Source organism: Desulfosporosinus cupriresistens (assembly GCF_001707885.1).
GTDB lineage: Bacteria > Bacillota > Desulfitobacteriia > Desulfitobacteriales > Desulfitobacteriaceae > Desulfosporosinus.
The window spans coordinates 1-18,196 of the sequence record NZ_MASS01000071.1 but is presented as its reverse complement, the minus strand read 5'-3'; the positions used below and the strand labels follow the sequence as shown (position 1 = coordinate 18,196).

General features: G+C 40.2%; 17 protein-coding genes. All 17 read left to right on the top strand.

Annotated features, from left to right (window positions below; genetic code table 11):
* Positions 1-199: hypothetical protein (locus DSBG_RS23435; protein ID WP_207647260.1), on the top strand; the 199-nt coding region annotated here is incomplete at its 5' end.
* A gap of 747 nt (positions 200-946) precedes the next feature.
* Positions 947-2,293 carry a lipopolysaccharide biosynthesis protein RfbH gene (gene rfbH / locus DSBG_RS19305; RefSeq protein ID WP_068966309.1) on the top strand — a complete coding sequence of 449 codons (1,347 nt, stop codon included), beginning with the start codon at positions 947-949 and terminating at the stop codon, positions 2,291-2,293.
* 3 nt (positions 2,294-2,296) lie between these two features.
* The gene (locus tag DSBG_RS19300; protein WP_068966307.1) at positions 2,297-2,605 is read left to right on the top strand and encodes a hypothetical protein; all 309 of its coding nucleotides are present in this window, start codon (positions 2,297-2,299) and stop codon (positions 2,603-2,605) included.
* Between the two features lie 309 nt (positions 2,606-2,914).
* Positions 2,915-4,747 carry a thiamine pyrophosphate-binding protein gene (locus tag DSBG_RS19295; protein ID WP_068966305.1) on the top strand — a complete coding sequence of 611 codons (1,833 nt, stop codon included), beginning with the start codon at positions 2,915-2,917 and terminating at the stop codon, positions 4,745-4,747.
* Positions 4,748-4,892: 145 nt separating this feature from the next.
* Positions 4,893-6,470 (top strand): aldolase catalytic domain-containing protein, encoded by a 1,578-nt coding sequence (locus DSBG_RS19290; protein ID WP_068966303.1) that lies wholly within the window; start codon positions 4,893-4,895, stop codon positions 6,468-6,470.
* 46 nt (positions 6,471-6,516) lie between these two features.
* Positions 6,517-7,305 carry an HAD-IIA family hydrolase gene (locus DSBG_RS19285; RefSeq protein WP_068966301.1) on the top strand — a complete coding sequence of 263 codons (789 nt, stop codon included), beginning with the start codon at positions 6,517-6,519 and terminating at the stop codon, positions 7,303-7,305.
* Between the two features lie 29 nt (positions 7,306-7,334).
* Positions 7,335-8,249, top strand: a complete 915-nt coding sequence (locus DSBG_RS19280; protein ID WP_068966299.1) for an NAD-dependent epimerase/dehydratase family protein — start codon at positions 7,335-7,337, stop codon at positions 8,247-8,249.
* Positions 8,246-9,265 carry a glycosyltransferase family 8 protein gene (locus DSBG_RS19275; RefSeq protein WP_068966297.1) on the top strand — a complete coding sequence of 340 codons (1,020 nt, stop codon included), beginning with the start codon at positions 8,246-8,248 and terminating at the stop codon, positions 9,263-9,265. The genes DSBG_RS19280 and DSBG_RS19275 overlap by 4 nt, the downstream gene beginning before the upstream one ends.
* A 23-nt stretch (positions 9,266-9,288) precedes the next feature.
* The gene (locus DSBG_RS19270; protein WP_068966295.1) at positions 9,289-10,449 is read left to right on the top strand and encodes a glycosyltransferase family 4 protein; all 1,161 of its coding nucleotides are present in this window, start codon (positions 9,289-9,291) and stop codon (positions 10,447-10,449) included.
* Between the two features lie 13 nt (positions 10,450-10,462).
* The gene (locus DSBG_RS19265; protein ID WP_083236981.1) at positions 10,463-11,362 is read left to right on the top strand and encodes a glycosyltransferase family A protein; all 900 of its coding nucleotides are present in this window, start codon (positions 10,463-10,465) and stop codon (positions 11,360-11,362) included.
* A 10-nt stretch (positions 11,363-11,372) separates the two neighbouring features.
* Entirely contained in the window at positions 11,373-12,524 is a 1,152-nt protein-coding gene (locus DSBG_RS19260; RefSeq protein WP_068966293.1) for a polysaccharide pyruvyl transferase family protein, read from the top strand.
* A gap of 14 nt (positions 12,525-12,538) precedes the next feature.
* Complete coding sequence (locus tag DSBG_RS19255; RefSeq protein WP_068966291.1) at positions 12,539-13,846, top strand: O-antigen ligase family protein; 1,308 nt, start codon at positions 12,539-12,541, stop codon at positions 13,844-13,846.
* 50 nt (positions 13,847-13,896) lie between these two features.
* Positions 13,897-15,294, top strand: a complete 1,398-nt coding sequence (locus DSBG_RS19250; RefSeq protein ID WP_141694375.1) for a lipopolysaccharide biosynthesis protein — start codon at positions 13,897-13,899, stop codon at positions 15,292-15,294.
* Between the two features lie 33 nt (positions 15,295-15,327).
* Positions 15,328-16,299, top strand: a complete 972-nt coding sequence (locus DSBG_RS19245; RefSeq protein WP_068966287.1) for a Coenzyme F420 hydrogenase/dehydrogenase, beta subunit C-terminal domain — start codon at positions 15,328-15,330, stop codon at positions 16,297-16,299.
* Complete coding sequence (locus DSBG_RS19240; protein ID WP_068966285.1) at positions 16,293-17,348, top strand: acyltransferase family protein; 1,056 nt, start codon at positions 16,293-16,295, stop codon at positions 17,346-17,348. The genes DSBG_RS19245 and DSBG_RS19240 overlap by 7 nt, the downstream gene beginning before the upstream one ends.
* 43 nt (positions 17,349-17,391) lie before the next feature.
* On the top strand, positions 17,392-17,922 hold the full coding sequence (locus DSBG_RS19235; RefSeq protein ID WP_068966283.1) for an RnfABCDGE type electron transport complex subunit B: 531 nt from the start codon (positions 17,392-17,394) through the stop codon (positions 17,920-17,922).
* A gap of 87 nt (positions 17,923-18,009) precedes the next feature.
* Entirely contained in the window at positions 18,010-18,180 is a 171-nt protein-coding gene (gene tnpA / locus DSBG_RS24365) for an IS66 family insertion sequence element accessory protein TnpA (protein WP_491005794.1), read from the top strand.
* Positions 18,181-18,196: the final 16 nt, after the last annotated feature.

Here is an 18,196-nt window from a genome sequence, read left to right as displayed (position 1 = left end):
AGAAAGAACAGACTTCATTACGATAACGTTTGCATGTGAGATTTCCGATGGTTATGTGATTGAAGAAGAACGGCTGAAACCTGGAAGTCTGGGTTGTATAAAATGGTTTGATAGTTTACCAGATAACCTGCTAAAGACGCAGGAATGCTATCGTACACCCTGGAATGAAATCAGGTCGAAAAAATTAATAATTCGATAAAGAGTTTAAGCAGGTTCAGTTATTTTGACAATTGAATACACCAAACGCTGTAATAGGATAAAGACTCCCCGCACTATCGCAATCGATATGAAGCCCTTAAGCACTGCCGCGGTTACAAAAGAGCCATTATGGCTATTGCTCGAATGATGTTGACAGCAATTTAACACATGCTTTCAACTGGTAAAATTTTCAATCCTGCACCCTACAAAAAATCTCAGTGCAAACCAAGCCTTAATAGATGCATTATCATATTGCCAGTAGATCCCATACAGACAATGTATACACTGGCAATTTGAGAGTCACAGCGCTAAAGCTCTCAGATCTTTGGTAAAGGTGGAAAAGCGTTAGGTTTGGTAGGTTGTGATGTTTTTAAGATCTTTGGCCGCGATAGTAGCTACAACGAAGGTCTTATGCACGTCATGCCGCAACAGAAAGGATAAATAATTTGAGCATAAACACTTCCGCTCTCGGATGGTATAATGTCGCACAAGCATTGACTGCTCGTCTTCTACAAACAATGGAGTTGTTTATACAAAGATAAATCTACGTGGTCCAGCCACACTTATTTGTGCTTGACCAGACGGAGTGACACATATAACAATGCGGTCTTCCCCAAAGAAGGGTGGGCGACGCACTTACCTCCCCGTGCTGTGTAGTATACATGTACGCCCAATTTAAAGATAGAGCACGTGTCACAATTTTCATAATGTTTTGTGCCTTAGTACAGCGAAAGGAATGGTTATAACAATGGCTATTTGGAACAATGAACAGGAAGCTCGTGAGCAAATCAAGGCTCTGGTGGCAAAATACTATCGCAACTTCAAAGAAAAGAACGAGCCTTACCATGACGGAGAGCGCATCACTTATGCTGCCCGTGTCTTTGATGAAAAGGAAATGTGCGCTCTTACCGATGCAACATTGGATTTTTGGCTGACCACTGGGCGCTTTGCTGACCAGTTTGAGAAGGAGTTCGCCGCATGGATCGGTGTGAAGCATGCGCACCTTGTAAACAGTGGCTCTTCTGCAAACCTTATTGCATTTATGACTCTGACTGCACCAGAACTGGGTGATCGACAGATTAAGCGCGGAGATGAAGTAATTACTGTCGCTTGTGGCTTTCCGACCACGGTTACTCCTGTGATCCAGTACGGTGCAATTCCTGTTTTCGTGGATGTTACTGTACCTCAGTACAACATCGACGTGACAAAGCTGGAGGCTGCCCTTTCTGAGAAGACCAAGGCTGTTATGATCGCTCATACTCTAGGCAATCCGTTTGACCTCTCTGCTATGAAGGCATTCTGCGACAAGCATAATCTGTGGCTGGTCGAGGATAACTGTGATGCTCTTGGCACTCAGTATACAATCAATGGCGAGACCAGATTCACTGGTACTTGGGGTGATATTGGTACAAGTAGCTTCTATCCTCCCCATCACATGACCATGGGTGAGGGCGGCTGTGTTTATACCAATAATCCAAAACTGCACCGTCTGATCTTGTCCTTCCGTGACTGGGGCCGTGACTGTATCTGTCCGTCCGGTCGTGACAACTTCTGTGGTCATCGTTTTGATGGTCAGTATGGTGAGCTGCCGCAGGGCTATGACCACAAGTATGTTTACAGCCATTTCGGTTACAACCTGAAGGTCACTGATATGCAGGCTGCTATCGGATGTGAGCAACTGAAGAAATTTCCGTCTTTCATTGAGCACCGACGCCATAACTGGGATAGCCTTTACAAGGCACTGGAAGGTGTTCAGGACAAGATCATCCTGCCTGCACCTGCTGAGAACAGTCGTCCTTCTTGGTTCGGTTTCCTGATTAGCGTAAATCCGGAGAGTGGTCTGAAGCGTAACGATGTAACTCGCTACATTGAGGAACACAATGTGCAGACCCGTCTGCTGTTCAGTGGTAATCTCATCAAGCATCCCTGCTTTGACCAGATTCGTAGTACAGATGCTTACCGTATAGCCGGTAGCTTGGACAATACCGAGTTCATCATGAACAATACTTTCTGGGTCGGAGTTTATCCGGGCATGACGGATGAGATGATTGATTACATGGCAAAAACCATTATTGAGGCGGTATTAGAGGGATAAAATATGCTGAATGAGATAGTTGTAACAGGTATATCGGCAGTCGCTCCGATTGGAATCGGTACGCAGAAGAATGGAGAAGCTTTGTCGGTTGAACATGGAAGTTGCATTAAGGGTCTAGCTGCGGTTATCCTAAGACGAAGAGAGCCACATGAGATGGAGTCGTGTATTGCATTTATATTAGGCGTGTACATAAGAATGAACTTAGTAAAAAATTTACAAATCGTTTTAGAATGTGCTATCTCTACGGATGTTGTTGATACTGATGTTTATAGTGTCTTTTGCGATGCCGTATGTAATTCGGCACTTTCTTAAAGATTATGATTTTATTTGTATTATCTTTGGATCCACAGCAACAATAGCTTATTTTGACAACAATGATGCAGGTATTGAATCATTTGAAAATCAATAATTGTATTTTGCAGTAGGTTGGGTCTATTTCAACGGAAATATATCTTGCCATCAATTGGTTATTAATGTTGTGCATTACTACGCTCCTGATTTATTTTGGTACAGGAATAGAATTCTACTTTCGCTTGAAATTATTAATATCGTTTTGCTCGTATCGGTAGTTGTAAAGCGGGTGGAGATAGGTGTAGCACAACTTTCGAGGAGGAAATGTCAATGAAACAGAGACTTGCAGATTATGTAGCTAATTTTCTTGTAGCACATGGTGTAACCGACTGCTTTAGCGTTGTCGGCGGCGGTGCAATGCATTTGAACGATGCACTGGGACATAAGGATGGATTAAAAGTAACTTATAATCATCACGAGCAGGCTTGCGCTATTGCAGCCGAGGCATATGCTCGTTTGGATAATAAAATTGCAGCAGTGTGTGTGACTACCGGACCTGGTGGTACCAATGCACTGACTGGTGTTGTGGGCGGATGGCTGGATTCCATTCCAATGTTCATTATCAGTGGTCAGGTTCGTTATGATACTACGGTCCGTTATGCGATGCAGTTCACAGATGGTATGCCGCTCCGCGCTATGGGCGACCAGGAATATGACATCGTGAAATCTGTTGAACCAATGACGAAGTATTCAACTATGATCGAAGACCCAAAGCAGATTCGATACGCTTTGGAGAAGGGCTGGCATCTTGCTACCACCGGAAGACCTGGTCCAGTGTGGATTGATATTCCAGTCAACTATCAGGGTGGCTATATCGAGATGGATGAGCTGAAAGGCTATGATCCGGCGGAGGATGATGTAAAGCTCCCGCCTCCTGTTGATGAAGCAATCATTCAGACGATTTTTGAGAAGATTAAGAAGGCCGAAAGGCCGGTGTTTTATGCTGGGTACGGTATTCGGCTTTCTGGAGGCTATGAGGCATTCCGTTCGGTTGCTAAGAAACTGAACATTCCGATTGTCACTTACTGGAATGCCGTTGACTTGATTGAAGACGAGAATCCGCTCTATTGCGGTCGTGCCGGAAATATAGGCGACCGTCCGGGCAACTGGGCAATCCAGAATGCAGACCTGATTCTCGCTGTCGGTACCCGTATTTCGATTCGTCAGGTCGGTTATAACTGGAAGACATGGGCTCGTGCAGCAGAAGTCATCATGGTGGATATCGACCAGGCAGAAATGAAAAAGCCTACTTTGCATGTAGAGATGCCTGTCTGGGCAGATGCAAAGGATTTCCTGACCAAACTGGATAAGGCAGCGGAAGCACCTGTTGATGTGGGCGGCAAATGGCTGGCTACCTGCCAGCGTTGGAAGAAGGAGTATCCGGCAGTTTTGCCTCGCCAGTGGGAAGAAAATGGCCAGACGGCGAATGTGTACGCTTTTGTCCGTTATCTGAGCAGCCGTCTGCCGGAGAACAGCTTGACTGCCGTTTCCAATGGTGCTTGCTGTGTTGTTGGTAATCAGGCTTATGTAATTCAGAAGGGTAGTCGTATGGTAAACAACAGTGCGATTGCCAGCATGGGTTATGGTTTGCCTGCAGCAATCGGAACTAGCATTGGTGGTGGCCGTAAGACAACTATCTGCCTTGAGGGTGATGGCAGTATCATGATGAACTTGCAGGAACTCCAGACGATACTGACGAACCATCTGCCGATTAAGCTGTTCCTGATCAACAACAATGGTTATCATTCTATTCGTATTACTCAGACAAACTTGTTCAGCAATCACTGCAAGGTCGGTATTGGTCCCGAGTCGAATGACCTCTCCTTCCCTGAGTTTGAGAAGATTGCGAAGGCGTTTGGTTATCCGTACTACAGCGCGCACAGCAATGCGGAGATGAAAACAGTTGTGGATGAGGTACTGGCACAGGAAGGTCCAGTCTTCTGTGAAATCTTTACAGATACAAAACAGGTCTGGGAGCCTAAGAGCAGCACCAAGAGACTTGAAGATGGGACTCTTGTAAGTCCTCCACTGGAGGATCTGGCTCCGTTCCTGTCTCGTGGGGAACTGGAAAGAAATATGTTCATTCCTTTGATAGAAGAGTAAGAATAGCAAGTCGATTGACCGGCAGAACAGTATAAAGTCGAGATGGGCTTTGTATTACTCACTGGTACCTTGAACCTATGGACTTATGTGATCCTGTTAAGTTGTATCGTTTCTACAATGTTGGGCTTATGGAGGATTGTATGTCGTGAGAAAAATTTACCTTTTGGATTGTACACTGAGAGATGGCGGATATGTAAACGATTGGAGATTTGGTGAAGAGACTATTAAAGGCTTTGGCAAAAAGATTGCGCAGACGGGCATCGAGATGTTTGAGATCGGCTTCATTAAGGGCGATTCGTATGATCCAAATCGTTCTGTATTTCCAGATATTGCTTCGATTTCTGCAATGATTCAGCCAAAAGCAGATGGACTCATGTATATTGGAATGCTCGATATGAGCGCACCCATTCCGCTTGAGAGAATCTTTCCTTATGATGGAACATCAATTGATGGTATCCGAGTAATTTTCAAAAAAGAGAAAATCAATGATGCTTATGTCTATTGCAAGAGAATCAAGGATCTGGGCTACAAGCTATTCGTAAATTTTGTCGGAATCGATTTATATACCGATAAAGAGTTCATCGAAGGATTAGAGAAATTCAATGAACTGAAGCCGTTTTCTATGGTAATTGTTGACAGTTTTGGACTGATAAAAAGAAAGCATTTCTTGAGACTGGTTTCTCTGGCAGATAACAATATGGTAGAAGGCATTACGCTTTGCTACCATGCACATAACAATCTGCAGCAGGCATTCGGAAATGCGGAAGCTCTGGTAGAGATGAATTTAAAAAGGGATTTGTGCATTGATGCCTGTGTATTCGGTATGGGGCGTGGAGCTGGAAATCTCAATCTGGAACTCTTTGCGGAGTACATGAATGAAAACTATGATGCGCATTATCGAATTGAGCCGATGCTGGAAATTATGGATGAATACCTGAATAACATCTATAGAAGCAAGTTTTGGGGATATTCTTTGCCGCTGTATTTGTCTGCCAGCACTGGCTGCCATCCCAACTATGCAATTTATCTGGCTGAAAGGGATTCGCTCACGGTTAAGTCCTTCAATGAACTTTTGAAGGGTATTCAGCAAGAGGAAAAGGTAAAATTCAGTAAGGAGAAAGCTGAAAAATATTATCGGCAGTATCAAGAAAACTACATTGACGATAAAGAAGCTATTGGAGATCTGGCAACAGCAATGGCCGGTAAGCATATCCTGCTGATTGCACCAGGTAAGAGTTTGTCTGAGTATGCTAATGTGGTTGAAACAGAAGCTGGTAAAGACAATACCGTTGTCATTGCAGTTAATTTCTGCGGTGGGAAAATCCAACCTAACTATGTGTTCAGCAGCAATATGCGGCGCTTTATAAGGATTCAAGGTAAAACTGATGCTCTTTGCATTACCACATCTAATATGAAGGACTGCGAGCAGACTGACTTTGTGGTGAATTTCTCTAGCTATGCATCTAATAATGCTGAAATTATTGACAATTCCGGTTTGATGGCATTGAGATTACTTGTAGCTTTGGGTGTCAAAGAGGCATCGATTGCCGGGATGGATGGTTATTCGGCATTTCACGGAAATGACTACTTTGATCAGAATTTGGAATTTGACTTCACAGAAGAAGCAAATTTGAGGAATACTTTGATTTCAGCTGAAATCAAGGAAATTCAGAAACTGATGAAACTCCGCTTCATCACCCCTACCTATTATAATGTACAGTGAAACCGCTTGTTTGATAGCGGTCTCAATGCTATTGGGAGGGGAAGATATGAGTGGGAATGGAATCAATATCGAGAATATTGATGTTGTTGTATTTGACTTAGATGGAACGGTCTATTATGGCTCTAAAAAAATTCCAGGAGCGAATGAAACCATTGGCTATTTCAGAGAGATGGGAAAGCACGTCTATTTCGTGACAAATAATTCGACGAAAACGAGACGTCAGATATTTGAAAAGATCTTGAGTATGGGTATTGATTGCCAGCATGAAGAAGTACTGACCTCTGGTTACATGGCTGCGCTATATGCCAAAAGACAAGAGATGAAAGACATCTATATCTTTGGGTCGGAGAATCTGAAACACGAATTCGAAGATCAAGGTTTGGCTGTGGAACAAAGCGAATCGGCAGAAAATCTGCTGATTGGCTACGACCCGAATATGACATATAAAGGATTGACTTCTGCCCTACAGGTTGCACTCCATGCAAAATGTATTATGGCCTGCAATCGTGAACGGACTTTTCCTGGGGATGGTGAAAGATGTATGCCGGGATGTGGGGCAATGACAGCATCGATTGAATGGTGCGCCAATCGGGAATGCGATGTGATTATCGGAAAGCCAAACACATTTATGCTCGATCTTTTGGTTGAAATGAATGGGTATGTGTATAACCGCATTCTTGTTATTGGGGACACCTATGAAAGCGATATTGAAATGGCTAAAAGAGCAGGTTGCCCTTCGATACTTATCAGCAGACAGAAGTACGATGGAACGTTATACGTTGATACCATTGGAGATATATCAAAATTATTAGCTCATAAAAATGCGAGCTGCTAATTGAAAACGAGGGAGGATGAGAGGTAAAGATGAAGAGAGCGATTATTACTGGTGCGACGGGCTCTGTGGGAACCGCATTGATACAGGATTTGATAGAGAACAACATAGAAGTCCTCGTATTTTGCAGAGAGAGGTCCAAGAGAAATAATCACATCCCTCTTCATCCCCTCGTGCAGAAAAAGTATTGCTCATTAGATCAACTGGCAATCGTGGAGAATGACACGGGAAAGGATTACGACATATTCTACCATTTTGCGTGGGATGGCACTACAGGTGCAGCCCGGAATGATATGTACCTGCAAAACCAAAATGTACGGTATGCGCTGGATGCGGTCGGAGCTGCATCACGGTTTGGCTGTTACACGTTTATTGGTGCGGGTTCACAGGCCGAATATGGTCGAGTTGAAGGACTGTTGAAGCCTGATACTCCAGCGTTTCCGGAGATGGGATATGGAATTGGAAAGCTATGCGCAGGTCAGATGACAAGAGAACACGCACATCAACTGGGACTTAAGCATATTTGGGTGCGTATTCTGAGTGTTTACGGCCCAAATGATGGTGGGCAGAGTATGGTCATGTCCACTATTAACAAACTAAAAGAAGGTCAAATTCCCCGGTTTACTAAGGGAGAACAAATGTGGGACTATCTCTACAGCGGCGACGCAGCAAAAGCGTTTAGATTAGTAGGAGAACAAGGAATTGATGGAAAAACGTATGTCTTGGGGAGTGGAAATGCGAAACCTCTAGCAGAGTACATCCAAGAGATACGTGATGTAGTTGCTCCGTGTTCCGAAATCGCGTTGGGTGCAATCCCGTATGCCGCAAGACAGGTGATGCATCTGCAGGCAGATATCAGCGAATTGGAAAAAGATGTTGGGTTTGATTCTCAAATGCCGTTTGCATCGGGGATCAAGTACACAATAGATTGGAGTAATAGAGTATGAAATATAGTGCAAACGAAATCAATGTTGTGTACTGTAGCAGTGATTTATTTTCTGAGGTATGTGCAGTTGCAATCTCTTCGCTTTTTGAAAACAATAAGCATTTAGCTGGAATCAATGTGTTTGTCATTGATGATAAGATTTCTGAAAAGAACAAGCAGAGAATCTATTATATGGCGGCACGATATAAGCGAAATGTTACCTTTATCCCGCTTCCTGATCCTTGGGAATTTTATCATGATGAGCGATTTACAATCAAGTCGCTCGGTCATACATACGCCAGAATGATTCTGGGTGACATTATGCCGGAATACGTAGAGCGAATTATCAGCCTAGACAGTGATACTATGGTGCTTAATAAGATAGATGAACTCTGGAATACCGATATGGGAAATCATCCGATTGCTGGCGTAGATGATTGCATGGGAAAGGTCGCACTTGTAAAAACGCAGCATTTGAAAGCGGATTCCGTTCATTGCAATGCAGGCATGTATCTGATTGATTTATCTGTATGGCGTGAAGAAAAATGGACAGAACAATTTTTTGAGTATATTAAGAACCTATTTGATAAAGGTATCAGCCTTGGCGGTTATGAGGAAGAGGTTATCAATAAGATACTTAGCGAGAGAATGCTTGTCCTGCATTCAAGGTTCAATTTGATGACGCTTGAGCAGGTTTTAAGTTATAAGGAATTGATGCGATTCAGAGAACCCATCAATTACTATACAGAAGAAGAAATCGATGAAGCAAAGAAGAATCCGGTCATTACTCATACAACAAACTTCTTCTATATTCAGAAAAGAATTTTTGAAGAGAACAGCGACCATCCGATGAGAAAGCAGTATGAGAATTACCGTGCACTGACTCCATGGAAAAATGACCCGCCAATGACCGTTAATCCAACTTGGAAACAGTTTATGATGAAAAAAGTTTGGCATATGATGCCGAGAGCAATGTCCATTCGTGTGGCAAATCTCGTTAGAAATGAAGTCCGTCCAAGGCTGGAAAAAAAAGCGTGATGATGAATAATAGAGGATTTCAAATGAAAGTAGTGTATATTGCCGATATTGGTATTGAGGGTGGAGCTACCAAGTCGCTTGTCGAACTGGTAAGTACAATGAAAACAGAATATGGAATCGAGCCAGTTGTGCTGACCAGCGGGGAGAATCGATTGAATCAGCTTTTGAATGAACAGCATATCGAAAACCATGCCGTAGGACATGGAGCCTTTTTACAAGGAGCTCCGGATGCCTTTTGGAAAAAGCCGATTAAGTATATCATCTATGGAGTATATTACTACACGCATTTCCGGTCTTCGCTGAAAAGAGCGTTACAGGCTGTTGATTGGACAACTGTTGATTTGATCCATACAAATGTGGCAAGAGATGATATTGGTATGGCATTGTCCAGAAGAACAGGCGTTCACAACATCTGTCACATCAGGGAGTTTGCGGAATTAGATTTCAATTGCTGGTCTTATCGCCCAAACTATGTGAAGTACCTTGCGAACAATACGAATGAATTTATTGCAATTTCCAATGCGGTAAAGGACTATTGGGTGAAAAAAGGTCTGGATAAAAACACAATTAGTGTCATTTATAATGGTGTTGATAGTAGCAAAATTATTTCGGTGGACAGAAGCCAATGGAAAGATATTACGGTTCTTCGGATGGTTATTGTTGGCGGCGTGATCCCCAATAAAGGTCAGTGGCAGGCTATCGAAGCACTCTGCTTGCTGCCGGAAGAAGTCAGAAAGAATGTTCGGCTAGATGTTATCGGCAATGTTACCGATACATATAAGGCAAAGCTGCAGGAACCTCTTAAAAAACACGGCATTGCGGACTATGTATCTTTCTTGGGTGGCTGTGATGATGTGTATCTGAGGCTGCAAAACTACCACATTGGTTTAATGTGCTCAAAAGCTGAAGGGTTCGGTCGTGTGACAGTTGAATATATGCACGCAGGATTGGCAGTGATTGCGTCTAATTGTGGTGCGAACTCCGAGCTGATTGAGAATGGGAAAACAGGAATTCTCTATGAGAGAGATGATACGAATTCTCTGTCAAGAGCGATTCAGGAACTTTATGTCGAGAGAGCGTTGCTGTGTGAAGTGGCAGCGAATGGACAAATTTATGCAAAAAACAATTTCACGAAAGAAATTAATGCGCGGGGGATTTACAATTACTATTGCAGATGCAAATAGTTTATAGGTGGTAATGATGAAAAAACAACATGGCTTAAGTGAAGAATTTAAGAATAATGGGATTAGAAGTGTGTTAAAAAGGGTGTCATTTTATATTCCAAACCATTATGTAATCAATAAGGTGAAAAAATCGCCACTAAGATATGGCCTTAATCAAGATGAACAAAGACAGGAAAAAATTATAATTTCAATGACTACCTATCCGAAGCGGTTTAACAATATCTATCTTTGCTTGAAAAGTTTGTTGTTGCAATCCGTAAAACCCGACAAGATTATTATATGGTTAGGTAGTGATACTGATCCATCTTTTTTGACGGAAGCAATGAAATCTCTACAAGAATATGGTGTTGAATTCAGATTTGATTCGGATAAGAACTTAATGCCGCATAAAAAGTATTTTTATGCTTTGCAGGAGTATCCTGAGGATGTTATTATCACAGTTGATGATGATGTTGTATATCCCGAAAATTTTGTGAAATCACTTATAGAGTACCATCAAAAATTTCCACAAGCAGTATGCGCACGACGTGTTCACAAAATTACATTTGACGCAAATGGAAGATTACAGCCCTACGATAAGTGGGTTAAAGAATGCAAAAGCGTTATTGAACCGTCCCAATTGCTGGTTGCTGTTGGTGTCGGCGGTGTACTTTACCCGCCTCATTCTTTGGATGAAAAAGCATTCAATGTTTCCGACATTAAGAGGCTCTGCCTTAGAACAGATGATTTGTGGCTGAAAACGATGGAACTCCTAAAGGATACTCCTGTGGTTTGGGTTCCGTGCTTCTTCATTCATCCGCCGGCTCTTACAATTGAGGATAGTTTGTGGCAAGGAAATGTAGTTGGAGATCAGAACGATAAGTGTTTTTCGCAGTTGATTAACGAGTACAATGTCTCTATTGCTGAGAAATAGGAGATAAGTAATGAAAGTTGGAATCATAACATTTCAATTTGCATGGAATTGTGGAGCAGTTCTTCAGTGTGTAGCTCTTCAAAATGCCATTGAAAAGATGGGACACGATGTAGTGATTATAGACTACCGTCCTACCTATAAGACATATAAATATCAGAAATATCAGGATCCCTTCAAAAATGCTTTGGATGTGATGAAAGGTAACAATGGAGCGAATGGAGTGCTTCGTGCTGTAAAGTCTTTTGTGCGCACAGTACTTGATTGGAAACCCAATAGTGGTCGATCAAGGCAAAGAGAAGGCTTCCAGACATTTTGTAATCAGCATTTTCATTTGACAAGGGAGTATTGTTCTTTAGAGGATATTAGAAATGATGCACCTAAATGTGATGTCTACCTAACAGGCAGTGATCAAGTTTGGAATCCGGAACTGACAAATAAGAGACTGGATGGTGCGTATTTCCTTGCATTTGGAGATATCAGTTCCAGAAGAATTTCATATGCCGTGAGTGCTTGTCAACTGGATGTGCAAAAGAGCCAGCAGGAATTGAGAGATTTTTTAGCTCAGTTTGATACTGTTTCTTTGCGAGAGGTTGAGAAACAAGCGGATTTGCAGACTGTTTTTTCAAAGCCGATTGAAATTGTTCCTGATCCAACGCTATTGTTAAAAGCAACTGATTACACTGATTTTGAACTGAATGTTTCTTTGCCTGAAAAATACATTTTGATATACGCACTTGAAAACCCAGAAACTGATGGCATGCTGTTTAAGATGGTTGAGCGGGCAAAGAAAAAATATGGCTTGCCTATTATTGTTATTACGGGACCGCATCACTGGCCGTATAAGGTTAATTTTACAAATAGCGTATTACCAGGGGAGTTCCTGTCGTATATCAAAAATGCGGAGTATGTGATTACAAATTCTTTCCATGCAACTACATTTTCTCTGATATATCGCAAACAATTTGTAACGATGGTTACAAAAGGACGGGCATCCAGAGTGACGGAACTTCTGAACAATATAGGACTGGAAACACGAATCGTTCTCTCTGAAGATGGGATCGATGATGTTTTGGCAAATGATGTTGACTATGAGATTGCTAATGACAGAATGGAAGAACTCAAAATGAAAGGAATCAACTATCTAAGTAAGCAACTGGGATGAGAGGAGGTTGACTAATGCGTATTTCAATTAAGCGTAGCAGTTTAAGTGTCGAAAATATTATGATCGTATTGCTTGTCTGTTATTTCTTCTTCTATCCATTGATTTTGTATGTATTCAATTCTTTGCTATGCTATTTGATTTTAGGCATCTGTGCTGCGATGGCTTTATATACCATTGTTCGTTGCAATATAGCAAAATTCAATAAGGAATCCATGCGGTGGTTACTTTTCCTTGCCCTAACCTTGGTTAACAACCAAAGTTTGGCTCATAAGTCATATCTTTGGCCTTTTGCATATATTACGGCGTTATTGATTGCGGTAGCTATTTCAAAAAGATATATTTGGCTTGAAAACGCATACAAAGTAATCCCGGTTTTTGGCTTTGTATATGTAATCGGAACTTTCTTCTTTCTTGCATTTCCGTCACTATATTCGGTTATGATTGATATCTGGGGATATATTCCAAGTGGAACAGAGAATGGTACATTAGGATACCGATCTGGATTTGCAGATAATTATTCTGCGAACGGTATATATATTGCTGTTGTTGCATTGGTTCTCTGGACACTCATATTTTGCAGAAAAAAGAAAGATGAAAAGCTCAAAGTAAATAAAAAACTTGTTATCGCATCAGGATTTGTTGTGATTGCACTTTTATTGACAGCAAAAAGAGCGCATCTGCTTTTTTCTGTTGTATCAGTAGCAATATCTTATTTCCTGATTTCGAAGAAAAAACTAACAAGTAAGTTAAGTAAATTTATCGGTTTAGCTCTTGTTGCAATTATAGGTTACTATTGGTTGTCATACTATGTTCCTGCGTTAGGAGATACTTTTGCAAGGTTTATGGAAACAGATGATATAAGTAACGGAAGATATCAACTATGGGGATTAGCTTATTCTTCATTTCTTGAGCATCCAATAATGGGAATTGGTTGGTGTGGATTTAGATATATGGACGCAAGTAAGTCGTATGCTTTAGCGGGTGGATATGTAGATGCACATAATGTTTATATCCAATTACTTTGTGAAACGGGAGTAATTGGATTTGCTATCTGTATTAATATAATACTTAGTACTTATATTAAAAGTTTCCGCCTTATCAGAAATTTTGGACAACAATTAACATCGGATGAGTTTGGTTCTATGGCAGTTTCCATTTCGTTACAAACATTTGTTATTCTGTATAGTTTCACAGGAAATTGTTTGTATGATCGCACTTTTCTCATATATCTTTTTGCTTGTGCAATTCAGATGAGCATTAGCTATAAATTAAAGACAAATAGGAATGTAATTAAAAGCGCCAAAAGAAATGTTATTTATTAAGCTAATATCTAATTTGAAGTGGTGCATAGGGAGTGTTGTATTTGTATGCCATGAGCAGAGAAAATAGTTTAGTCAAAAATACGTTTGTGTTATCTATAGGCGTTTTTTTGCCAAAGGTTGTGGCATTTATTACTTTGCCAATACTAACCGCTTATCTTACACAAGCGGAGTATGGCACATATGATTTGGTAACAATACTAGCAACATTGCTTTTGCCGGCAGTTACGTTGCAGATTCAAACAGCCGCTTTTAGATTCTTGATAGATAATCGCAATAATGAAGAAAAAGTCAAGGGTATAGTAACTAATATTTATGCGTTTATCTTGCCGATTTCATTTATTACTCTAGTAATTCTGTTTTTTATATTACCCACGCTAAGTGTTCTTACGCGGTTACTTCTCTGTCTCTACTTTGCGTCAGATATTTTGGAAAATGCGGCAAGACAGATAATTCGTGGTTTAGCAAATAATAAAGACTACTCAGTCAGTGCCATAATTAGTGCTGTTGGTAAGATGATTTTTGCTGTAATCATGGTTTGGTATTTTAGAACAGGCCTTATTGGTGCATTAGTATGTTTATTCGTAGCATCGTTTTGTTCGTTGGCTTACCTTTGTTCGAAGGCAAAGATTCTCAAGTATATCAACATCAAATATATTAGCCTCAATGAAATCAAGCATCTAGTTCAGTACTCATGGCCAATGGTTCCCAATAGTTTGTCTATGTGGGTTATGAGTGTATCTGATCGTTTAATCGTAACATTTGTTCTGGGCGTAGAGATTAACGCCATTTATTCTGTTGCAAATAAAATACCGTCCATTTTATCTTTAGCGCGTAGCACATTTACAATGGCATGGCAAGAAAACGCATCTATTGCCTCAAAAGATGAGGACGCCACACAATATTATTCTTTTATGTATGACACAGTTGTAGGCATAATGTCAGGATGCCTCGCTTTGCTAATTGCCTGCACACCAATATTATTTGCTGTTCTTATACATGGAGATTATGATGCAGCATATTATCAAATGCCTATTCTTTTTGTGGCAACATTGTTGGATAGCCTCGCTTCATTTCTTGGTGGAGTATATGTTGCATTCAAGAAAACAGCAAGCGTTGGTATAACAACCATGGCGGCAGCTGTTTTAAACTTGCTAATAAATTGTCTGTTAATTAATAGGATTGGTTTGTATGCAGCATCATTATCTACGGTAATTAGTTATTTTTTGTTGGTTGCATTTAGAATGATTAATGTTAGAAAAATTACAAACATAACATATAATTACAAAAAAATAATGTTTTGTGGTGCATCTATATTATTTATGTGTGTTTTATGCTATCAGCGATCAACCCTCATGAATATTATTAATGCTCTGATTGGTGTAGTGCTGTTTGTTTTTTTGAATAAATCGCTAATTTGTGTTTTCTTCAAAAAATTGAAAATAAATTAATTTATAAGGGAGCAATGGAACTGGAGGAAAAAAATGAAAAATAAAACTAATGTATTAGCCTATATTATAAAAAACAGGGACATTAGAGTTAGAGAGAATTCGAGGTCGGGCGGAATCTTTACGGCGTTATCTGATTCGGTGTTGTCCTCTGGCGGTATTGTCTATGGATGCTTTTTAAACAATAGTTTTAATGCTGTTCATAAACGAGCAGACAGTGCAGTGGCAAGAAATGAATTTCGCAAGTCAAAATATATTCAGAGCGATATGAGTGATGTGTTTCAGGAAGTAAAAGTCGACCTACAAAATAGCAAAACAGTTTTGTTCTCTGGAACATCGTGTCAAGTAGCCGGAGTATTAGCTTTTTGTTCGGATGTTAATAGAGAAAATTTGTTTTGTGTGGATATTGTTTGCCATGGCGTCCCAAGTGTTGCGATATGGCAGGAATTCCTAAAATATGTGACTGAAAAGCATGAAGGAAAAATAGAAAAGGTTGAGTTTAGAAATAAAGCTAAATTTGGTTGGATTGACCATGTAGAGACTATTGTAGTTGATGGCATTGAATACGATAGTAGAGTTTTCAGAGAGCTGTTTTACCGACACAATTCGTTAAGACCATCATGCTACTCCTGTCCATATAAGTCTATAAATCATCCTGCCGACATTACGATTGCCGACGCATGGGGAGTACAAGAGCATGATAAGGATTTCGATGATAACAAGGGGGTTTCGCTGGTTATCGCCAATAGTGAGAAGGGAGCAACTTGGCTTAAAGCTGCTATGGACAGATGTGAAAGCAGAGTTGTGAATATTGAAGATTATATGCAGAAACCGCTCATTGCACCGTTTAAAAAACCTAAAGACAGAAACAAATTTTGGATGGATTTTAGAAGTAAAAAGTTTGAATACATTATTTCAAAACACACAAAAGATTCTATACAAGTTAAGATAGCTAGAAAAGTTAAAAAATATGTGACAAAGTACATAATGAGGGTTAAAAGATGTTAAAGGGGAATTACAATCTAAAAAGCAGAGCAGTTGGATTTGACTGTTTAAAATGCGTATGCGTATTTCTAATCGTTTGTATCCATCAACCCTTTCTAGGTGAAATCGGAGCTTATTTCACAGCACTTACGAGAATTGCTGTTCCGGTTTTTTTTATGATAACTGGGTACTTCTATTCGGTTACGGTGAGAAAAAGGCACACAAATAATCAGATTATAAAGATAATCAAGCTCACTATCGGGGCGAATGTGTTCTATTTCGTTTGGGAAGGCTGTTTGGCGTTATTGAGAGGAAATCCTTCATATTTTGAAGAAGTTTCCAATATTAAAGTACTGATTAAGTTCTTGGTTTTAAATGTTTCGCCTTTTGAAGGGCATCTGTGGTATTTATCTGCGATATTGTATGTTTTAATTATCGTCAAATTGGTAGATAGATTTTGGAACAGAAAAGTACTGTGGCCTTTCATTCCAGTTCTACTTATAGGAGATTTGTGTTTAGGAAAGTATTCCTTGTTGCTGTTTGGACGGGAGTTTCCGTATACATGGGTCAGAAATTTTCTGTTTGTTGGTATTCCGTATTTTTGCCTTGGCGATTTGATATATCAGAGGCGAGATAGGATAGCAATGATTTTTACTAAAAGAAAAAATCTGCTTTTATCGTTAATTGCGGTAATAGCTTTACTAAATATAGGTGAAAGATTTATTCTTGTTAGCACCAATGTAAATGCTACTAGAGATCACTACATTTGCACGACATTCCTTGCGTTATTGGTGTTTATTTTAGCACAACAAAGTAAAGTAACCGACCAAAATAAGGTCGTCGATATTCTGTCTACGATTGGTCGAAAGTATAGTATGCTTATTTATGTTATTCATCCGGCCTTTATTACATGCTTCAACTTAACGATAAGAAAAGTTGTGAGCAGAATACAAATATTGAATAGTATGTATCAAGTGATTGCCCCTATGCTAGTGTTTATTGTGGCCTTGGCGTTTGCTTTTGCATATGAGAAAATTGTAAGACAGAGGCGGATATACTTAAAGAGAAATTAAACAACGGTAGAGTATACGGAAAAGAAGATTGAAAGGAATTGCCATGAAAAAAAAACATGTACCAGGTACAGGAGAAAAAATATATCAGTTAAAAGATGGAACATACCTTCCAGATTCTTCTCAGCCAAGTCCTCTTAAACCAACGAAATATACGCCACACCAATCAACACGTTATATGAATGTCATTCTTGGCGAAAATGGAATAGCGCAGAGGAAAGATAATAATGGAAAACTTCTTTCCATGGATAAGCAATTGCCTGAAATATATGTTAACCGGGAAAATTGCTGCGGTTGTACAGCGTGTTATGCAGTTTGCCCATTGAGTGGACTGAATCGTTCTCAATTAACGATTCGGAAGAATTCTGATGGTAGTTTATTGCGGATTGATATTTTGTTGTCGGGACAAAGTGGACTTATAGAGAAAAGAATACATACAGGAGCGATAACAATGCTACCTGATGAAGAAGGTTTCTTATATCCAGTAGTGGATGCGGAAATATGTATTCGGTGCTATAAATGCTTGAGCGTTTGTGCATTTAAGAAGGATCAGAAAGATAAAGGGTATCTTGAATAGATAGGTAAGTGTCAAATGCTTTGCACATGGTATAGCAACCTTAGCTATGAGATAATACCTCCATCAAATTGATTGGAGGTATTACCAATGTCAGTGGGAATAATACCCGAATCCCGTAGCAGTCAAATTAATTCCTTCAAGGAATCCGGCCTGTCAATCCCAGCGTGGTGTAAGGAAAACAATGTTAAGGCTTCGACATTGCGTTACTGGCTTGAGATAAGCAATTGTATGGATTGGTATAAAATGCCGATAAAATAATCGTAGGCAATGGTAC

What these genes read in the sequence shown, in the direction of transcription:
- rfbH (WP_068966309.1), top strand. Translation starts at nt 947, where the DNA reads ATGGCTATTTGGAACAATGAACAGGAAGCTCGTGAGCAAATCAAGGCT.
- DSBG_RS19300 (WP_068966307.1), top strand. Translation starts at nt 2,297, where the DNA reads ATGCTGAATGAGATAGTTGTAACAGGTATATCGGCAGTCGCTCCGATT.
- DSBG_RS19295 (WP_068966305.1), top strand. Translation starts at nt 2,915, where the DNA reads ATGAAACAGAGACTTGCAGATTATGTAGCTAATTTTCTTGTAGCACAT.
- DSBG_RS19285 (WP_068966301.1), top strand. Translation starts at nt 6,517, where the DNA reads ATGAGTGGGAATGGAATCAATATCGAGAATATTGATGTTGTTGTATTT.
- DSBG_RS19280 (WP_068966299.1), top strand. Translation starts at nt 7,335, where the DNA reads ATGAAGAGAGCGATTATTACTGGTGCGACGGGCTCTGTGGGAACCGCA.
- DSBG_RS19275 (WP_068966297.1), top strand. Translation starts at nt 8,246, where the DNA reads ATGAAATATAGTGCAAACGAAATCAATGTTGTGTACTGTAGCAGTGAT.
- DSBG_RS19270 (WP_068966295.1), top strand. Translation starts at nt 9,289, where the DNA reads ATGAAAGTAGTGTATATTGCCGATATTGGTATTGAGGGTGGAGCTACC.
- DSBG_RS19265 (WP_083236981.1), top strand. Translation starts at nt 10,463, where the DNA reads ATGATGAAAAAACAACATGGCTTAAGTGAAGAATTTAAGAATAATGGG.
- DSBG_RS19260 (WP_068966293.1), top strand. Translation starts at nt 11,373, where the DNA reads ATGAAAGTTGGAATCATAACATTTCAATTTGCATGGAATTGTGGAGCA.
- DSBG_RS19255 (WP_068966291.1), top strand. Translation starts at nt 12,539, where the DNA reads ATGCGTATTTCAATTAAGCGTAGCAGTTTAAGTGTCGAAAATATTATG.
- DSBG_RS19250 (WP_141694375.1), top strand. Translation starts at nt 13,897, where the DNA reads ATGAGCAGAGAAAATAGTTTAGTCAAAAATACGTTTGTGTTATCTATA.
- DSBG_RS19245 (WP_068966287.1), top strand. Translation starts at nt 15,328, where the DNA reads ATGAAAAATAAAACTAATGTATTAGCCTATATTATAAAAAACAGGGAC.
- DSBG_RS19240 (WP_068966285.1), top strand. Translation starts at nt 16,293, where the DNA reads ATGTTAAAGGGGAATTACAATCTAAAAAGCAGAGCAGTTGGATTTGAC.
- DSBG_RS19235 (WP_068966283.1), top strand. Translation starts at nt 17,392, where the DNA reads ATGAAAAAAAAACATGTACCAGGTACAGGAGAAAAAATATATCAGTTA.
- tnpA (WP_491005794.1), top strand. Translation starts at nt 18,010, where the DNA reads ATGTCAGTGGGAATAATACCCGAATCCCGTAGCAGTCAAATTAATTCC.